11 protein-coding genes are annotated in these 19,148 nt (G+C 54.2%); 9 read left to right on the forward strand and 2 right to left on the reverse strand.

Features of this window, described 5'->3' with window-relative positions; all coding sequences use genetic code 11:
- Nucleotides 1-34 precede the first annotated feature (34 nt).
- The 9 genes from ccmE (at nucleotide 35) to DSD30_RS13695 (ending at nucleotide 13,382) form a co-directional block, all read left to right on the forward strand.
- Entirely contained in the window at nucleotides 35-487 is a 453-nt protein-coding gene (gene ccmE / locus DSD30_RS13655) for a cytochrome c maturation protein CcmE (protein WP_114010209.1), read from the forward strand.
- A gap of 138 nt (nucleotides 488-625) precedes the next feature.
- The gene (locus tag DSD30_RS13660; RefSeq protein ID WP_114010210.1) at nucleotides 626-2,611 is read left to right on the forward strand and encodes a heme lyase CcmF/NrfE family subunit; all 1,986 of its coding nucleotides are present in this window, start codon (nucleotides 626-628) and stop codon (nucleotides 2,609-2,611) included.
- Between the two features lie 38 nt (nucleotides 2,612-2,649).
- Nucleotides 2,650-3,159 carry a cytochrome c-type biogenesis protein gene (locus tag DSD30_RS13665; RefSeq protein WP_114010463.1) on the forward strand — a complete coding sequence of 170 codons (510 nt, stop codon included), beginning with the start codon at nucleotides 2,650-2,652 and terminating at the stop codon, nucleotides 3,157-3,159.
- Nucleotides 3,160-3,259: 100 nt separating this feature from the next.
- A complete protein-coding gene (locus DSD30_RS13670) occupies nucleotides 3,260-4,510 on the forward strand; it encodes a bifunctional alpha/beta hydrolase/OsmC family protein (protein ID WP_114010211.1) in 1,251 nt (416 codons plus the stop codon).
- A gap of 139 nt (nucleotides 4,511-4,649) precedes the next feature.
- Nucleotides 4,650-5,912, forward strand: a complete 1,263-nt coding sequence (locus DSD30_RS13675) for an Hsp70 family protein (RefSeq protein WP_114010212.1) — start codon at nucleotides 4,650-4,652, stop codon at nucleotides 5,910-5,912.
- 414 nt (nucleotides 5,913-6,326) lie between these two features.
- Nucleotides 6,327-7,847, forward strand: a complete 1,521-nt coding sequence (locus tag DSD30_RS13680) for a Do family serine endopeptidase (RefSeq protein ID WP_198662955.1) — start codon at nucleotides 6,327-6,329, stop codon at nucleotides 7,845-7,847.
- A gap of 245 nt (nucleotides 7,848-8,092) precedes the next feature.
- Nucleotides 8,093-8,770 carry a response regulator transcription factor gene (locus DSD30_RS13685; protein ID WP_114010214.1) on the forward strand — a complete coding sequence of 226 codons (678 nt, stop codon included), beginning with the start codon at nucleotides 8,093-8,095 and terminating at the stop codon, nucleotides 8,768-8,770.
- Between the two features lie 79 nt (nucleotides 8,771-8,849).
- Nucleotides 8,850-10,337, forward strand: a complete 1,488-nt coding sequence (locus tag DSD30_RS13690) for a HAMP domain-containing sensor histidine kinase (protein ID WP_245418474.1) — start codon at nucleotides 8,850-8,852, stop codon at nucleotides 10,335-10,337.
- Between the two features lie 63 nt (nucleotides 10,338-10,400).
- Nucleotides 10,401-13,382 carry a bifunctional [glutamine synthetase] adenylyltransferase/[glutamine synthetase]-adenylyl-L-tyrosine phosphorylase gene (locus DSD30_RS13695; RefSeq protein ID WP_114010216.1) on the forward strand — a complete coding sequence of 994 codons (2,982 nt, stop codon included), beginning with the start codon at nucleotides 10,401-10,403 and terminating at the stop codon, nucleotides 13,380-13,382.
- A gap of 224 nt (nucleotides 13,383-13,606) precedes the next feature.
- Here DSD30_RS13695 and DSD30_RS13700 read toward each other — a convergent pair whose 3' ends face one another.
- Both DSD30_RS13700 and pepN read right to left on the reverse strand, forming a co-directional pair.
- Nucleotides 13,607-16,024, reverse strand: a complete 2,418-nt coding sequence (locus DSD30_RS13700) for a PAS domain-containing sensor histidine kinase (protein WP_198662956.1) — start codon at nucleotides 16,022-16,024, stop codon at nucleotides 13,607-13,609.
- Nucleotides 16,025-16,366: 342 nt separating this feature from the next.
- On the reverse strand, nucleotides 16,367-19,069 hold the full coding sequence (gene pepN / locus DSD30_RS13705; RefSeq protein ID WP_114010218.1) for an aminopeptidase N: 2,703 nt from the start codon (nucleotides 19,067-19,069) through the stop codon (nucleotides 16,367-16,369).
- Nucleotides 19,070-19,148 lie beyond the last annotated feature (79 nt).

Raw genomic sequence — 19,148 nt, forward strand, 5'->3', positions numbered from 1 at the left:
CAACAGAAGATGTGGTCGAAATGAGGATCGTTTCATGACAAGAAAAAAACGTAGAATGATGCTGATTGGTGGCGCTGGAGCGGTGTTGTTTGCTGCAGTCGGGCTCATTCTCTTTGCCTTGCAGGATCAGATCGTCTTCTTCAATTCACCCAGTGATCTGGCAAAAAACGGGGTCAAGCCTGGGCAGCGTATTCGGTTGGGCGGCCTTGTCAAGGAAGCCACTCTGATACGTGGTGAAGGCACCGAAATATCCTTTGTTGTGACCGACGGTGGGGCGGATGTGAAGGTCACTTATGCTGGCATCCTTCCGGATCTGTTCCGCGAAGGGCAGGGCGTGGTGACCGAAGGAGCCATGAAATCTGATGGCAGTTTTCAGGCTGACACCGTGTTAGCCAAGCATGATGAAACATATATGCCGAAAGAAGTTGCCGATGCCTTGAAAGAACAAGGCCATTGGCAAGAGCAAGAAGACGTTCAATCCAACTGACCCTAGGATTGCAACACAAAACTGGGACCACTGACATTGCCCGGACCTTCGCGCTCGCACATGCGATGGTCGGCCATGTCATTTTTGCAGCTGGCCAACCCGTCCAAGTGGTTTGTCAGCATTGATTGGAGAGACAGCATGATCATTGAACTCGGTCACTATATGCTCGTTTTGGCATTTGCCTTGGCCCTGATTCAATCCGTAGTGCCGATCTGGGGTGCGCAAAGCGGCAATGACCGGCTAATGGCCGTCGCCAGTCCCATTGCGGTGACCCAGTTTCTGTTTGTCGGATTGGCTTTTGCTGCCCTGACCAACGCCTATGTGACATCTGATTTCTCTGTCCGCAATGTCTGGGAAAACAGCCACTCAGACATGCCGCTGTTGTTCAAGTTCACATCGGTTTGGGGCAACCACGAGGGATCCATGTTGTTGTGGGTATTCATTCTCGTGATTTTCGGCGCGATGGTTGCGGTATTCGGTCGAAATTTGCCACCGCAACTCAAAGCCAACACCCTTGCTGTTCAGGGGTGGGTGACGGCATCCTTTTTGGCCTTCGTGCTCTTTACCTCCAATCCATTTCAGCGCATTGCGAATGCACCCATTGAGGGGCGGGATCTTAATCCGATCCTGCAGGATATTGGCTTGGCTATCCACCCGCCGTTGCTCTATCTCGGCTATGTCGGCTTTTCCATCGCCTTTGCCTTTTCGATTGCAGCCTTGCTCGAAGGCCGGATTGATGCTGCATGGGCCCGTTGGGTGCGCCCTTGGGTTCTTGTTGCCTGGGGCTTCCTGACCATTGGCATTTCCATGGGGTCATATTGGGCTTATTACGAACTCGGCTGGGGCGGGTTCTGGTTCTGGGATCCGGTTGAAAATGCCTCCTTCATGCCTTGGTTGAGTGGCACCGCCTTACTTCATTCCGCCATTGTGATGGAAAAACGTGGCGCGCTGAAAGTCTGGACAATCCTGTTGTCGATTCTGACCTTCTCGCTGTCGTTGTTGGGCACCTTCCTTGTGCGCTCCGGAGTCTTGACCTCGGTGCATGCCTTTGCGACGGATCCATCCCGCGGTGTGTTCATCCTTGCCCTGTTGGTTGCTTTCATTGGTGGTGGTCTCGCACTCTTTGCGTGGCGTGCTCCATTACTGCGGCAGGGTGGTGTCTTTGCCCCGATTTCGCGGGAAGGGGGGCTGGTGCTCAACAACCTGTTCCTTTCGGCAGCCACCGCAGCCGTGCTGGTTGGTACCCTTTATCCATTGGCGCTCGAGGCCATCACTGGCGCCAAGATTTCCGTCGGTGCTCCTTTCTTCAACGCTACATTTGGCCCGATGATGGTGCCTTTGCTTCTGGCGGTTCCCTTTGGTCCTCTGCTGGCTTGGAAGCGGGGAGATCTTTATGCGGCTTCCCAACGGCTGTACATTGCCTTCGGTCTGGCACTGTTCGTCATGGCGGCGAGCTTTGCGTTGATCGAAGGTGGGGCAGGTCTGGCACCGCTCGGTATTGGTCTTGCCGTATGGGTGATGATCGGGTCTTTGGCCGAAATTCAGTTGCGCGTGGGGCTTTTCAAAATGCCATTCGCAAAATCGCTATCTCGTATGAAGGGTTTGCCTCGCACGGTCTGGGGATCTGCTCTGGGGCATTTTGGTCTCGGCATGACTGTCCTCGGTCTGATCGTTGCAAGCGCCTTCCACAGTGAAAATATCCTTGTGATGAAGAAAGGCGATGTTACCGAGTTGGACGGCTATCAGTTTGAGCTGACAGGCTTCAAGGAAGAAGCTCGGTTCAACTTCGCTGACATGGCTGGCACATTTCGGGTCACCAAGGATGGGGAGTTTGTAACCGAACTGCATCCGATCAAGCGCGTCTACACGTCACGCAACATGCCGACAACGGAGACGGCCATCCACACGATTGGTGGCGTATCTCAGATCTACATGTCTCTTGGTGACAAGCAGAAAGATGGCGGCATCGCAGTGCGCATCTATCATAAGCCATGGGTCACCTTCATATGGCTTGGGACTGTCGTTATGTTCCTTGGGGGCTTTGTCTCTTTGACGGACCGCCGGCTACGCATCGGGGCACCAGCACGACGTGGACGGGCCAAACAGGCTGCAGGCACCGCATAACATCGATCGGGTTGATACAAGCTATGGACAAATTTTCCATGAAACCTCTCAGTCTCCTTTCAGCTCTTCGGTCCGTGATGCTCGCTTTAGCGATGGTTTCGGGGTTGGCGATCGGTATGGCGCCCGCCTACGCGGTCAATCCAGATGAAATACTCGATGATCCTGTGCTTGAAGAACGAGCTCGCCACATTTCTGCGGGATTGCGTTGTCTTGTTTGTCAAAACCAGTCAATCGACGATTCCGATGCCCCTTTGGCAAGAGATCTGCGCATTCTTGTGCGCGAGCGATTGGTTGCTGGCGACAGTGACGCAGAAGCGAGGGAGTTTCTGGTTAGTCGCTACGGTGAGTTCGTTCTGCTCAAGCCGACATTCTCTGCAAAAAATGTCATTCTCTGGGCTTTCGGACCGCTGGTTCTACTGTTTGGCTTGTTTGCAATTCATCGCCTTTATCGCAACAACAAACAGGTGGCTCAGACTTCAGCAGCCAAAGGTAGTGATCAGCTGAGTGAAGCTGAGCAGACGAAGCTCAAGAAAATTTTATCAGAATAGGGCTGTCCGAAACTGGCATTTCCTCTCATCTCTTCTAGATAAATAGACAAGAGGCGCGTCGGCTCGGCACGCTTTTTTGTTTATACATGAGGGGCTGGTCATGATCAGGAAAGAAAACTCGACACAGAGAGTAACCTTCGAAGGGTCGTTGGGCGATGTCCTGCAGGCCCGTTTGGAATTGCCGACAGGCCCGATCCGGGCCACCGCCATTTTCGCCCATTGCTTCACCTGCTCGAAAGACATTTTCGCCGCCAAACAGATTGCCACCCAGTTGGCGAGCAAGGGCTATGCTGTATTTCGTTTTGACTTCACAGGTCTTGGCGCATCGAAAGGTGACTTTGCCGACACCAACTTCTCTTCCAATATGGAAGACCTGTTGCGAGCTGCGGCAACCCTGCGTGAAGCAATTGAGGGGCCGAGCCTGTTGGTTGGCCATTCCCTCGGTGGGGCCGCAGTCCTTGCGGTTGCTTCGCAAATTCCCGAAGTAAAAGCTGTCGCCACCATCGGTGCCCCGTCTGATGTTCAGCATATCGAGCATGCCTTTGGCTGCCACATCGACGACATTCGTGATCATGGCGAAGCAAAAGTTTCTCTTGCTGGCCGTCCCTTCACGATCAAGAAACAGTTTTTGGAAGATCTGAAGGCGCATAAGCTTATCGACCAGATCGCCAGCATGAAAAAAGCTCTGATGGTGCTTCATTCCCCTATCGACGAGACCGTGGGCATCGACAATGCGTCTGAAATCTTCATGGCTGCCAAACATCCCAAGAGTTTTGTCTCCCTGGACCATGCTGATCACCTGATCACTGACAAGGATGACGCAGTCTATGTGGCCAATGTAATTTCCGCTTGGGCATCGCGCTTCGTTGATGGGGGCCATGCGCCGCAAAAAGAAGTGCCACTGGGTGCTTTGGTGGCTGAGACCGGATTGGGAAAGTTTCAGAACTATGTGCAGGTCGGACATCACACCCTGCTGGCAGACGAACCCAAGGATGTTGGTGGCCTCGACACTGGTCCAACGCCTTATGACTTTCTCGCCACTGCGCTAGGAGCTTGCACCACCATGACTTTGCGCATGTATGCGGACTTCAAAAAACTCCCTGTCAGTCACATTGCAACCGAGGTGATTCACAACAAGGTCCACGGGTCAGATTGCGCAGAATGCAGTGCGGGCGATATCGAAAAGAAATCCAACAAAAAGGGCAAGATAGATCGCTTCGAACGACGGGTAACAGTAGAAGGTGACCTTAGCGACAAGGACCGGCAATCCTTACTCCGCATCGCAGATCAGTGTCCCGTGCACCAGACCATGGAGCATGGCTGTGTGGTCGTCACCAGCTTGATGGACTAATCCTCGCACCAACTCTTTTCATCCAGAACAGGCTGTGATAAAGACGCCCCCCGGCACCCGGTGCAATCGCATCGGGTGCTTTTTATTCTGCATTGTGCGAAACAGAGCACGGCAGGCAAAATCGGATGGGAGCATGGGGATGTCAAAGTACGCTTATTGTGGACTGGACTTCGGCACATCGAATTCAACGTTGGGGCTCGTTGTCGATGGCAAACCAAAGCTCGTTGCGCTGGAAGCCGGAGACGTGACGCTGCCCTCTGCCTTGTTCTTCGATTTTGAAGATCATAAGGTGCACTTTGGCCGTGATGCGATTTCCACTTATATGGAAGGCGGCGAGGGCCGCTTGATGCGGGCGCTGAAGTCGATCCTCGGCACCTCCACGATCCATGAAGCAACCATGATCGGTCCGGAGCGCAAGCCCTTCACCGCAGTGCTTGCACTGTTTCTTCAGCATATGAAAAAGCAGGCGGAACAAGCCGCAGGTCAGGAGCTGAGCCATGTGGTGATGGGAAGACCCGTTCATTTCGTGGATTATGACGACGCCGCTGACAAGGAAGCCGAAGACACTTTGCGTGCCATTGCCGCGGAGGTTGGTTTCAAGCATATCGAATTTCAATATGAGCCGGTTGCTGCCGCGCGGGACTTCCAACAAACCAACAATCGTGAAGAATTGGCGATGATCATCGATATCGGCGGCGGCACTTCTGACTTCACAATCCTGAAAGTATCCCCGGACGAAACGAGGCGGACCGGCAAGCCATCCGATACAATTCTGGCCAATGCCGGCATTCATGTCGGAGGGACCGACTTTGATCGATGGCTTTCCCTTTCGCGCCTGATGCCTTTGCTGGGCTATCAAAGTCCGATGATCAAGGAAGGACGGTTGATGCCAGTCGGCTATTATCACGATCTGGCTACCTGGCAACGGATCAACTTCCTTTATGATCACAAGACCTTCAGCGACTTGCGTGTCTTGCGCAGAGAGGCAAAGGAACCAACCTTGATCGAACGCCTTTTGAAGATACTAGAGTTGCGTGAAGGCCATAGGATCGCACTGGGTGTTGAAGCAGCCAAGGTGGCACTGTCTGATCAAATGGAAACGGAGTTGCCCCTTGACTTCATCGAAGCCGGTCTGAAAGCACTGATGTCCCGCGATGATCTGGTCGAAGCGTTGAACGATGGCACCGACAGAGTGAAAAAGGTCATTTCGGAAGCCATCGCAAGCGCTCAGATCAAGGCTGACGATGTGTCGGTAGTCTTTCTCACAGGCGGCTCTACCAAGGTTCCTTTCATCCGCAACAGTCTAACCGCGATGGTGCCCAAAGCCCGGATCATTGATGGTGATGCGTTTGGCTCAGTCGGCGTCGGGTTGGCGCTCGAGGCGCATCAACGCTTTGCTTGACCGATATACCCCTTGCCAACAATAGGGCTTTGCTGTTTCAATTGAAGGGGCAAGCCCTTTGTTGAATGTGGCAAAAACTGGCCCAATTGGGGCGAAGTGGTCTGGTGTTTTATTACGTTAATCGTCCGATAATTGTCGGTGCATTTGTAACATTTTGATTTTGTTGCTGTTTTTATCTCATATCAACATTACGTAACTTTAATAGAAACACCTCGTCTCAGGCCAATTTTGCCCCATATAAAAATATGTATCGTACGGATGACGTATTTTGCGACGAATAGCCATCCTCAAATTTTGATGATGCCGCGACCGGATCCGTCAGGGCGCGACTCACGAATTAACTGACAGACCTTCATTTTACCGCAAATATGTGTGTCAATTTGCGGCTGACAGATCGAGCGGAGACAAGTTTAGATGAAGACGATTTTTAAGAAAGTACCAGTGAAAGCAACCATGCTGGCGTCCGCCCTGTCTTTGGGTGTTGTTGCCGGTGCAACCGTGCCAACGCTGATGACCGGACAGCCCGCCGCCAATGCGGAGCCCGTTCAAGTCACCACACCTGCCCGACCTTTGGACTTCACCGCAGTTGTGAAAGCTGTGAAGCCTGCGGTGGTTTCGGTTCAGGTCAAAACCCAGATTTCCACGCCTGAAGGCAACAAGTTCGGCATTCCCGGTTTTCCTGAATTCCGTGACCTGCCAAAGGATCACCCGTTCAACCGTTTCTTCCGTCGCTTTGGCGAAGAGCAGGAGGGGAATGGCGAGAAGCGCAAGCCGCGCCCACGGTTTGGCCAGTCTCAGGGCTCCGGTTTCTTCATTTCCGATGACGGGCTGGTGGTCACCAACCATCACGTGATTGACAAAGGCAGCGAATTTACGCTGGTCATGGATGATGGCTCTGAGCTGGAAGCCGATTTGCTTGGGTCCGACGAACGCTCCGATCTTGCTTTGCTTAGGGTAAAGAATCCGGACCGCAAGTTTGATTATGTGAGATTTGCCGAAGAACTGCCTGATGTTGGGGAATGGGTTCTCGCCGTTGGCAACCCGTTCGGTCTGGGTGGCACTGTTACAGCCGGTATCGTTTCGGCCCACGGTCGCGATATCAATGCCCGCAACTATGAGAGCTTCATTCAGATCGATGCTGCGGTCAACAAAGGCAATTCCGGTGGCCCGACCTTCAACCTGAAGGGCGAGGTAATCGGGGTGAACACCGCCATCTTCTCACCGTCTGGCGGCAATGTCGGTATCGCATTTGCCATCCCGGCGGAAGTTGCCAAGGATGTTGTCGCGGACCTGAAAAATGGTGGCAAGGTGAAGCGCGGCTGGCTTGGGGTGCATATCCAGAATGTCTCCGAAGACATTGCCGACAGCCTTGGTCTGGCCGAAGCCGCAGGTGCAATGGTTACCCACACCGATGAAACCGCACCTGCCTACAAAGCAGGTGTCCAGATTGGTGACGTCATCCTTGCCGTCGATGATGTGCCGGTGAAAAATACCCGCGAGCTTGCCCGTGCCATTGGTCGTGCAGAGCCTGAATCCGACGTGGAACTGACTATCTGGCGCGAAGATCAAGAGATCAAGTTGAAGGTCCATTTGGGGTTGTTCCCGGATCAGGTCAGCAACGACACCGATGAGCAGACCCAGCCACAACAACCAGCAGCCCCGGCTGAAGTTGAAGAATTCGGTCTCGAGTTGCAGGCAAGCCCGGATGGCGATGGGGTTGCCATTCTGAGCGTTGATTCGAACAGCATTGCGGCAGAGAAAGGTCTGGCAGAAGGGGATGTGATTCAGTCTGTTGCTGGCAAGAAGGTGGCAACCATCGGTGATGTGCGCAAGCAATTGTCCGACGCCAAGAGCGGCAACCGCAAAACCATCCTGATGCGGGTGAAAACCAAAAATGGTGTTCGTTTCGTCGCCCTGCCGTTGAAAGGCAACTAAGCGACAGATAGAATCAATTTCGGACGATTGGGCGCGGTCACCTTCTGACCGCGCCCTTTTTTGTTGTCCTGCCTGTTGTGATTTCCCTGATTTTGCCGACATGCTGGCCAAGTCTGTGACTTATCGCGGCTTTCCGACAATGCCCCTTTGCTCACAGTCAAAGACCGTTATAATCGCCATGATTTTCCGTGTCGCCTGAGGAGCGCCGTCCTCGTGGCGGAGAGAAGCAATAAAAGAGGAAAAGCATGCGCATTCTGATCATTGAAGATGACATTGAAGCTGCGAGCTACCTGATCAAGGGACTCAAGGAAGCGGGTCACGTCTGTGATCATGCCGCAGATGGTGATCAGGGCTATGCGCATGCAGCCAAGGGCGGGTATGATATTCTGATCATTGACCGTATGCTGCCTAAGCGTGATGGTCTTTCCATCATTGAACAGCGGCGCACGGAAGGCGACGAAACGCCAGTTCTGATCCTCTCCGCCCTAGGAGAAGTCGATGACCGGGTAACCGGCTTGAGAGCCGGAGGGGACGATTACCTCACCAAACCCTATGCCTTCTCGGAGTTGCTTGCCCGTATTGAGGTGATGGCCCGTCGGCGCAGCCCCGGTGAAGTCGAGACCATGTATCGCCTTTCCGATCTGGAATTGGATCGCTTGTCCCACACAGTGAAGAGGTCCGGCCAGACAATCCTGTTACAGCCGCGCGAATTCCGCCTGCTCGAATATCTGATGAAAAATGCAGGTCAGGTTGTTACCCGCACCATGCTGCTGGAAAATGTTTGGGACTATCATTTCGACCCGCAGACCAACGTCATTGACGTTCACATTTCCCGTTTGCGGGCCAAGATTGACAAGGGGTTTGAACCTGCATTGCTGCAAACCGTGCGTGGCTCCGGCTATAGCCTGCGCGAGCCTGATTGATGCTGCAGGCAGGGCTGCGGTCTTGCCTGTGAGAAAAGGATATCCCGGCAGAATGGCAGTGGGCTCGATTAATAAGATCATGCGAACGACAGCTTTCAAGCTGTCCGCAATCTACTTGATCATCTTCACGATCTTTGCCGTCTTTCTCATCGTCTATATCGCCATCAACACCCAGATTTTAATGACCCGGCAACTCAACTCGGCGGTTGAACTTGAGGTGAGGGGGCTGGTCGAGCAATATCGCTCCGGCGGTTTGCCGCACTTGGTGCAGGTCATCGAGGAACGATCCCGGCGGCCGGGCGCAAGCCTCTATCTGGTTACCGATTTTCGTGGCCACTTTGTAGCGGGCAACGTCTCGACCCTGCCCAAATGGGTTCTGGATGAGCGCGGTGCGATCCAACAAACGGTACCCTATCAGCGCTTGGGGGAAACCACGCGCAAGGAATACAACGCCGTTGTCAGCGTCTATGAGATTTTTGGCGGCTACCGTTTGCTGGTTGGGCGCGACGTGGGCGAGCGCGAAATCTTCCGCAAGGTGGTCGAGCAAGCCTTCATCGTCTCGGCGATCCTGATGATCCTGCTCGCCCTGCTGGCTTGGATATTCGTGTCCCGCAAGGTGCTCAAGCGGATTGATGTGATCGCCGAAGCTTCCCACCACATCATGGAAGGCCAATTGGACGAGCGCCTGCCTGTGACACAGGCAGGTGATGAATTTGACCGGTTGTCCGAGAGTCTCAACATCATGTTGTCGCGCATTGAAGGCTTGATGCATGGCTTGAAGGAAGTCTCTGACAATATCGCCCACGATCTGAAGACGCCCTTGACCCGCTTGCGCAACCGGGTTGAACTGACTTTGTCGTCTGATGACGCTGATAGCGAGACTTATCGCGCTGCGTTGGAGCAAACGCTCGAAGAGTCCGAGAGTCTCATCCGCACCTTTGATGCCTTGTTGCGGATTGCCCGTGTCGAAGCCAAATCCACCCAAATCGAAAAGGTATCTCTTGATATCGGCGCCATCGCCGCCGACATGGCCGAACTATATGAGCCTGTGGCAGAGGATGAAGGGGCCGAACTCACCTGGGATGCCGGACCGGGCTTTGAGATTGAGGCCAATCGAGAACTGGTCAGTCAAGCCATCGCCAATCTTATCGACAATGCGCTGAAATACGCCGTTCGTCATGCCGTTGAACGGCGCGGTCTCGCTGCGGATGATCACGACAAGCTACCGGATATGGCCCGCATTCATGTCTCCATAAGCCGCAAGGGAGACATTCCCAAAGACAGAGCCGTTGACAATCGGCCAATCCTTCTAACTGTTGCAGATAACGGTCCTGGCATCGCCAAGGAAGACCGGGTGCGGGTGTTGCAGCGCTTCGTGCGGTTGGATAAGAGCCGCAACCAGCCCGGCTCGGGTCTTGGTCTCAGTCTCGTCAATGCAGTCGCAACCTTGCATGATGCGACCATCATCTTGGGTGATAACGAGCCGGGGCTGATCTTTACGATCCAGTTCCCGCCTTTGGACACAAGAGATGATGACGAGATGGAGCAGACGCAGGAATCAGAATAAACCACCTGCCACCAGTTGTTGGGAGAGCGGGGACTAAAAAAATCAATATAAGGGGAAGTGGAGATGGCTCAAGAGGAACAAACTGGTGGCCTGATCGATCCATTCTGGCTGAAGGCGACAGCTCTGCCGTTGATGGGAGAGGCTGACGCAGCCTTCGAGCGCCTGCTTGACAGCCGCAAGAGCTTGTTGGCGCGGGATGCGACAGCAGAAGAACAGATTGCATCCCTTGATGCAGCGATGCGTGTTCCCAATCTCAAAGCCATGTTGGCTGCCACCTGCGAAAACTCTCCCTATTTGCGTGAATTGATGGCAAAGGACGCAGCGCGCTTGTCGTCCATTCTCAGTGAATGCCCAACCGCACGCATGGCACGGTTGGTGCAGCAGTCCATTGAGGAGCCGCAAGCCTCTCAGGCTGACATCATGCGCCATCTGCGTCTGATCAAACAGGATGCCGCGCTGACCATCGGCCTCGCTGATCTGGCTGGCCTGTGGTCCGTCAATCAGGTGACCAACGCTCTGACCGACATAGCCGACGCTACCCTGCGCGGGGCTCTGCGGTTCGTGCTGAGTGAGTTTCATCGCCGTGGCAAGCTGAAACTGCCATATCCAGAAGATCCCGAGCGCGATTGCAGCTACGTGGCGTTGGCCATGGGCAAGCATGGGGCAGGGGAACTGAATTATTCCTCCGACATCGATCTGATCATCATCTATGACGGCGACAAGGCCCCGTGTGATGATCCGATGGAGATGAGCAGCATCTTCGTCCGCCTGACCAAGCAACTGGTCAAGATCATGCAGGACCGGACCGCTGAAGGCTATGTCTTTCGTACTGACTTGCGTTTGCGTCCCGATCCGGGCGCAACCCCGCCAGCAGTCTCTTTGCTGGCTGCCCTGCAATATTACGAAAGCATGGGGCAGAATTGGGAACGTGCCGCCCTGATCAAGGCGCGTGCCTGTGCCGGGGATATTGCTGTCGGAGAAGGTTTCCTGCAAGAGATCGTCCCATTCATCTGGCGCAAATATTTCGATTATGCAGCGCTTGCCGATGTCCACTCGATCAAGCGCCAGATCCATGCCCACAAGGGCCATGACACCATCGCCATCAAGGGGCACAATGTGAAACTTGGGCGTGGTGGCATCCGCGAAATCGAGTTCTTCGTTCAGACACAGCAGCTTATTGCGGGCGGCCGGAATCCTGCGCTGCGTGGGCGGGAAACCATTCCCATGCTAAGCGAGCTTGTCAAACTCAGCTGGATCGAGCCTGAGGCCCGCGATGCCCTCACGAAAGCCTATGCCTTTCTGCGCAAAGTCGAGCATTGCATCCAGATGCAGCGCGACGAGCAGACCCAGAATTTGCCGCAAAGCGACGAAGGGATTGCAGAGATTGGTCGGATGATGGGCTATCCTGATGCCGATCAGTTTAAAAAGGACCTGCGAGGCTGGCTGGAATGTGTTCAAAGCCATTATGTTGAGCTGTTCCGAGAAGAGCATGAACTGGGGGCGGAAGGCGGCGGCAATCTGGTCTTCACCGGCGAGGATGACGATCCCGAAACGTTGGACACCCTGTCCCGCATGGGCTTTCAGAATCCCAGAGAAGTTACAGCTGCCATTCGCAGTTGGCATTTTGGCCGCTATCCCGCGACCCGGTCGACCAAGGCCCGGGAGCGCCTGACCGAGTTCACCCCTGATCTCCTGAAGGCACTGAGCAACACCGACAATGCCGATGCCGCTTTCCTGTCCTTTAACGAGTTTCTGGCCGCACTGCCATCCGGGGTGCAGGTTTTCTCATTGTTGCGCAACAATCCGCAGCTTTTGGAAATCCTCACCATCATTCTTGGCACCTCGCCGCGCTTGGCCGCAACGGTGGGACGCCGCCCACGGGTGATTGATGCCTTGCTGGATCCGGCTTTCTTTGGCGATATGCTGGAGCGGGACAATCTGGAATCCCAGCTGGACCGAATGCTGAAAGAAGCCACTCACTATGAGGAAGCTCTGGATGGTGCGCGTATCTTCGGCCAAGAGCAACTGTTCCTGATTGGTGTGCGCATTCTGATGGGGGCGATTTCGGCCTCACAGGCCGGTGCAGCCTATGCGATGCTGGCTGGTGTGATCATTCGCAAGATGCTCGATTTCAGCCAGAAAGAGCTGGAGCGTCGTCATGGACGCATTCCCGGCGGTCGGGTTGCTGTCTTGGCAATGGGCAAGCTTGGGGGGCGCGAAATGACGGCTGGCTCCGATCTTGATTTGATGCTTCTGTATGATCATGACGAAGGCGCCGCCTTTTCCGACGGTGAAAAACCGCTCGCCCCATCGCAGTATTTCGCCCGCCTCACTCAGAGACTGATCACGGCCCTGTCTGCACCTACAGCGGAAGGGGAACTGTATGAAGTGGATTTCCGGTTGAGGCCGTCAGGCAATTCGGGGCCGTTGGCAACGTCGCTCAAATCCTTTAAATCCTATCACGCTAAGGACGCCTGGACGTGGGAGCATATGGCATTGACCCGCGCGCGCGTGGTGGCGGGCGACAAGGCCTTTTCTCAAGTGGTGCGCGATGAAGTGGTGGGTATCCTGACCCAGCCGCGCGACGAAGCCGCCATCCGCAAGGATATTGCCCAAATGCGGGGCCGTATTGAAAGCGAAAAAGGCACCTCAGATCTCTGGAACATCAAGCAAGTGGCTGGCGGTCTGGTGGATGTCGAGTTCATCGCGCAATGTTATCAGCTGATCCACGCCCATACCCATCCGGCGGTCCTTCATGCCAACACAGCCGAAACCCTGCGCCTTTGCGTTGATGAAGGACTGATCGATGTGGGGGACGCAGATACACTTGTTCCAGCCATTCGGCTGTATCACGATTTGACGCAGATCGTTCGGGTTTGCTTTGCGGAACAGTTTGATCCAGACACAGCAACCAAAGCCTTCAGGCAAGCGCTGGTTCGTGTTTCTTTCGAGCCTGACATGCCGAGGCTGGAAGAGCGGATGCGTGATTGTCAGACTGCCGTCAGGGCCTGCTTTGAAAAACTGGTGGGTTCCGTCAAAAGCTAATGCAGGAGCTAATTCAGCGCGCCTCAAAAAATAAGAGCGGAAATTCGAAACATGTGGATCGAATTCCGCTCCAGGTGCCAGCATGTCGGAGGCGGCTGCTGATGCTCACTTGGTGCTGGTTTCCACCTGAGCGCCTCCTCCTCGGGAGAACTCTGGATGCATCCATCCATGACGGTTGCGCAGATGCTACCAAGGGGACAAAACGGTTTGCCTTCTCACATCCGTCAAGCAACATCATGTGCTTGATTCGTGGATTCTTCCTTGTGATGGGTCAAATTACGTAGATCTTCGTTGGCGGACAGTTTTTTGGGCAGACGTACCGATACGCGTGTTCCCTGACCAATGCGTGACCGAATTTTCATCGTGCCACCAGACAGACAAATGATCCGTCGGGCAATCGATAGCCCTAAGCCCGAACCTTTGTGTGTCTTGGTAAACTGGTTCTGCACTTGCTCGAACGGAAGACCAATCCGGTCTATCGCATCCTGCGGGATGCCGACGCCAGTATCGGTAATGGTGAGAACGGCCTGACCATTGCTTTCCGAACCGGTAATGGCAATGGTGCCACCTTCAGGAGTGAACTTGACCGCATTGTCGAGCAGATTGAATATCACCTGTTCAATGAGATGTGGATCGGCATGGGCTCCAAGATGGGCTGGCATCTTGTCGTGGAAGGAAAGATTGCGTAGCTCCGCTTTGCTCTCGATGCTGTCATCCTTGATTCTGGAAACCATCTCGGACAAGTCGACTGGCTCCGGAAACACTTCCAGTTCCCCATCTTCCAGCCTCGACATGCTCAGAATATCATCGATCAGATGCAGCAAATAGGCACCACTATTGTGAATGTCGTTGGAATAGTCGCGATATTTGTCTGTCTTGTGTTCGCCAAAAATCTCGTTCTTCATCACTTCCGAGAAGCCGATGATGGCATTCAGCGGTGTCCGTAGCTCGTGAGAGATGTTTGCAAGGAACTGCGATTTGACCCGGTTGGCAGCCTGCGCGTTGTCTTTTTCTCTGGCATATTGCTCGGTCATGACGACAAGCTGCTGTGCCTGTCGTTCCAAGGTTTGGCGAGACTGGCGCAAATCAGAGATCGTATCAATTAGCTGCTGTTCGCTTTCGAGCAGACGGCTTTCCTGCAGCTTCAAATTGGAGATGTCGGTGCCGACCGAAACAAAGCCGCCATCACTGGTGCGGCGTTCGCTGATTTGCAGCCAGCGCCCGTCTGCCAGTTCGGCTTTGTAGGTCCTTGCGGCCCGGGCCGCAGTGCCGGAGCGGTCAAACAGCAACTCTTCCGCATTGATTTCCTGATCGTCTTCAATGCCAACCACATGTGGTTGACCCCGGTCCATCAACTGATTGTAACTCAGGCCGATTATGTCTTCATCGCGGTCAATATTGTAAAGCTCCCGATAGGGCTGGTTGCAGAGCACCAGTTTGTGGCTGTCATCCCACAAGACGAAAGCTTCAGAAATCGTGTCGACGGCATCGCGTAGGCGCATATCTGCCCGCTTGCGTCGTTCATTCGCCGCAATCTGTTCTGTCACATCAATGACCAGTCCCATCAGATGCAGGCGGTTGTTCGGGCTCCGGGTCAGTTCAGCGCGAATTTGCAGCCAGACCCAGTGGCCCTTTTCATGGCGCATGCGAAATTTTTGGTCCATCATCATGGACTGTGTCGACAGGAGTGTTTCGATATGCTCGTGAAGATTGCCATCTTCGGGATGCATACGGGCATTGAGCTGGGCAAAGCCGATCAGATCGTCACTGGGCGCCATGCCGAGCAAATCATACATCGAGCGAGACCAGTAGATGTGACCGCGCGCCAGATCCCAGTCCCACAGGCCGGAGCGGGAGCGTTTGAGCGCGGCATCCATCCGACGGATCGCGGTGAAATAGATGTTGTCTGCTTCGCGTGCCCGTGCACCCTGACTGAAAAAGGCATAGACAGTGAGCAGAATGGTTCCACTCATCACGAGGAATACGATCACGCTGATCGCCACATCGCTCCGCCAGTTCCTGAAAATGTCGCTGCTCTTGCGCAACACCACGACCGACCCTCGGCCCGCCCCCAGATGATGCACGGTTGCCATGGCTTCCACGTCGTCATCCAGCGTGGTGCTGAACACCCCGGCACTCGATCCCAGATACTGAATGCCTTGCGACCGCCCCAACAGCGCCACGAGAGTTTTGCGCATGTCCTGCGCGTCTCGAGGGATGGACGCAACGATCATGCCGGTACTGTTGGTCAGATAAATCTGGTAATTGTCCGCCAGTTTCTGATTTGGCAGGGAGGCAAACAACCATTCCTGATACTGGTCCCTGCTTGGGGAGGTGGCTTGATAAGCAGGATTGGTTGACTGCGTCTGTTCAGGGAGAGTGGTCGAAGCATCCGGCAGGATTGGCTTTGCTGGCTGCTTGGTGGTGATCCGGTTGGCGTCAGCCACCCCTTGCTTTGTGTGCTTGGTATCATGGGCGTCCTGTTGGCTAGACACCCGTGCTGTAACCAAAGCGGTCAAAAGCTGGATTTCGGTTTCTGCGTCCGCTTTCAGGGAGAGTTTTTTAGATGCCAGATCATCGGCTCGCCAGAGGCCGACCAACGCAATGAAACTAAGGATGATCGCAGGAATAATATGGCGCAAGAGAGGTTCTTCTCGCACGCGGGACATGTAACTTGGCCCAGCCAGCAAACGTGCCGGCCCTGAGATGGGGTCGTTCATGTCCGAAGATTTCGATCCTAAAAAACGGAATCGAGTATCTTTATGCGCGCTGACTGTTCCAGCCTGCGTCATTGGAGGCCTCCTGACTGAAGCTTCTTTATTTTATTTATCCGGAGGTGTGCCGCATCTCCGATCCAAGGTTATTTGAATCGATGCGCAGCTTTTTGTCTAGAGTCCCGCATGAATTTTTTGGTTAACAAGGCGTTAATGTCGCCGAGATTACTTTAACACCGTTTCAGCCTGTTAAAGACTCAGGCCGATTACTCATTGCAAGCACCGATTGACGATATCAGCAACATCTTTTGATAGCATTGAGCTTTCAGCGATTCTGCGCAGCGCGTGCTCTGCGCTGGTTTGACGGTCCGCTTCCAAGGCGCGCCATGATCGAAAGTTGTTGGCCAATCTGGCAGCGGTTTGTGGATTAACTGTGTCTTGTTCCAACACGACGTCTGCGAGGAGAGAAAAACCGGCTCCATCCTTGCGATTGAACTGCAGTGCATTGTTTACGGCAAATGCTCCGATCAGAGCGCGTACCCTGTTCGGATTTTCCATCGAGAAGAATGGTGCCTTCATCAATGTGCGCAGTCGCGCGATGGTGCCTTGTTCCGGAATGGATGCCTGTAGCGACAACCATTTGTCGACGACGAGTGCGTCATCTGCATATCGTTGATGGAAGTCCGCAAGCAATCCTTCCGCGGTCGCTGGACGATTGGTCGCCAACGATGACAGGGCCGCAAACCGGTCGGTCATGTTGGTCGCATTCTCATAGTGATGCTGAGCGAGGGTGGTGACGGCCTCCGCTTTGGTTGCCAAGAGAAGATCCAGCAGGCAATTGCGCAAATCCCGTCGACCGGCTGCTGCGGCGTTCGGGCTATAGGGTTTATCATCCTGCAGGCTGGTATAGAGCGCAATCAACCGGTCCCCCAATTGAGATGCCAGCTCCTGTCGTAGTTTCGAACGTGCAGCGTGGATCGCATCGGGATCGACATCCTTGGCGATCAGACGGGCTATATCACCCTCGCTTGGCAGGCGAAGCATCTGGGCACGGAATGCGTGCTCGAGGCGTTCATCAAACAGACAGGCGTCCAGCGCCGACACAAGAAGCGGATCCACTTCGCAGACAACCGGTCGGTCGCAGTCCGCATTAGAGGGCCTGTGCGCATTTGATTGCTCGACGAGATGTTGTGTGAAGATCTGTTGTGCCGCTTCCCATCGATTGTAAGGGTCGCTGTCATGCCGCATCATGATCAGATTGTCATCCAGCGTTAAGTTGGTGCGTAAATGGACCGGTGCGGAAAAACCACGCAACATCGAAGGAATAGCGTCTTTCTCCACACCGGAAAAGACGAACTGATGCTGGCGGTCAGTGATGTGCAACAAAGTGCAGTCACGGTCACCAACCTGCTCGCCGCTCTTGCGATCATGAATCGCTTCAAAGCGCAGGCGTGATCCATCGCGCGCCACCAGACCGATCCGCAGCGGTATGTGCATCAGCTTCTTGGTCGTCTGACCCGGCGAAGGCGGACAGGATTGCTGCAAGGTCAGGGACAATTGCTTGTGTTTGGGATCGTAGAAATAAGTGGCAACGACCGTAGGTGTGCCCGCTTGCTCGTACCAGAGTGCGAACTGCGTCAGGTCGACGGCACATGTTTCGGAGAAGCAGGCCAGAAAATCCTCGATCGTCACGGCCTGACCATCAAACCGATCGAAATAGAGATCGAGACTCTCGCGGAAACCCTCGCTGCCGACAAGGCTGTGTAGCATCCGGCAGATCTCCGCGCCCTTCTCATAGACTGTCGCGGTGTAGAAATTGTTGATCTCTGCATAGGAATCCGGGCGGACCGGATGGGCGAGGGGACCGCTGTCTTCTGGGAACTGGCGGGAGCGAAGCTCGCGGACATCTGCGATCCGCTTGACCGGACGCGAGCGCATGTCGGACGAAAACTCCTGATCGCGAAAAACTGTCAGTCCCTCCTTCAGGCACAGTTGGAACCAATCCCGGCAGGTAACGCGGTTGCCACTCCAATTGTGAAAATATTCATGTGCGATCACTGCCTCGATCAGTGCATAGTCCGTGTCAGTTGCGGTCTCGGGCTTTGCCAGTACATATTTGTCATTAAAGATGTTAAGCCCCTTATTCTCCATCGCCCCGAAATTGAAGTCGGAAACGGCGACAATCATAAAGGTGTCGAGATCATACTCGCGTCCATAAGCCGTCTCATCCCATGCCATCGAGCGCTTGAGGGAATCCATGGCATAGGCCACTCGGTCTTCTTTGCCATGTTCGACAAAGATCTTAAGCGAAATCTTGCGGTTTGAGCGGGTAACAAAGTGATCTTCAACACAGGCCAGATCGCCAGCAACCATGGCGAACAGATAGGACGGTTTGGGAAAAGGATCGCGCCAAAGGGCATAATGCCAGGCTTCGCCATCAATATTCCCATCAGGTGGCAGCAGCTCGCCGCTTTCGACCAGATTGCCATTGGCCAGCAAATGCGTGAGGCGCTTGGGCGCTTCAATCCGCACATCATACGTGCTCAGGATGTCAGGACGGTCATAGAAGTAGGTGATTCTGCGGAAGCCTTCTGCTTCGCATTGGGTGCAAAAGGCACCATTGGAGGAATAAAGCCCCATCAATTGTGTGTTCTGGTTTGGGGATAAACGGGTCGTAATTTCCAATGTGAAGCGCCGATGCGGGGCATGATTCAAAGAAAACCGCATTGGATTTGCACTGAACCGCTCCTCCCACATTTCCTTGCCATCGAGACGCGCATCGACAAAATCCAATCCATCGCCATCCAAAATAAGGCAATGCCCTGCCGGATAGGCAGCCCGAGGCACAATTGTTAAACGTGAGATAACAGTGGTTTCTTCGGGGTCCAACCGAATGACCAATGACACGTGCTCGATTGTGTAGGGCGTGGGTTTGTAGTTGCACAGCCTGACGATTTTTTTGTCTTTTGTCATGAAGGATCGGTCTCGACGATGGAATATTACATAGTTGTGGGAATCTAGAAGAAACACCGAGGGGTTCGCAAGCCATCAA

Source organism: Cohaesibacter intestini, assembly GCF_003324485.1.
Lineage (GTDB): Bacteria > Pseudomonadota > Alphaproteobacteria > Rhizobiales > Cohaesibacteraceae > Cohaesibacter > Cohaesibacter intestini.

Bases quoted from the DNA above. Each gene is read 5' to 3' on its own strand.
- DSD30_RS13660 (WP_114010210.1), top strand. From the start codon at position 626: ATGATCATTGAACTCGGTCACTATATGCTCGTTTTGGCATTTGCCTTG.
- DSD30_RS13670 (WP_114010211.1), top strand. From the start codon at position 3,260: ATGATCAGGAAAGAAAACTCGACACAGAGAGTAACCTTCGAAGGGTCG.
- DSD30_RS13675 (WP_114010212.1), top strand. From the start codon at position 4,650: ATGTCAAAGTACGCTTATTGTGGACTGGACTTCGGCACATCGAATTCA.
- ccmE (WP_114010209.1), top strand. From the start codon at position 35: ATGACAAGAAAAAAACGTAGAATGATGCTGATTGGTGGCGCTGGAGCG.
- DSD30_RS13690 (WP_245418474.1), top strand. From the start codon at position 8,850: ATGCGAACGACAGCTTTCAAGCTGTCCGCAATCTACTTGATCATCTTC.
- pepN (WP_114010218.1), bottom strand. From the start codon at position 19,069: ATGACAAAAGACAAAAAAATCGTCAGGCTGTGCAACTACAAACCCACG.
- DSD30_RS13680 (WP_198662955.1), top strand. From the start codon at position 6,327: ATGAAGACGATTTTTAAGAAAGTACCAGTGAAAGCAACCATGCTGGCG.
- DSD30_RS13665 (WP_114010463.1), top strand. From the start codon at position 2,650: ATGAAACCTCTCAGTCTCCTTTCAGCTCTTCGGTCCGTGATGCTCGCT.
- DSD30_RS13695 (WP_114010216.1), top strand. From the start codon at position 10,401: ATGGCTCAAGAGGAACAAACTGGTGGCCTGATCGATCCATTCTGGCTG.
- DSD30_RS13685 (WP_114010214.1), top strand. From the start codon at position 8,093: ATGCGCATTCTGATCATTGAAGATGACATTGAAGCTGCGAGCTACCTG.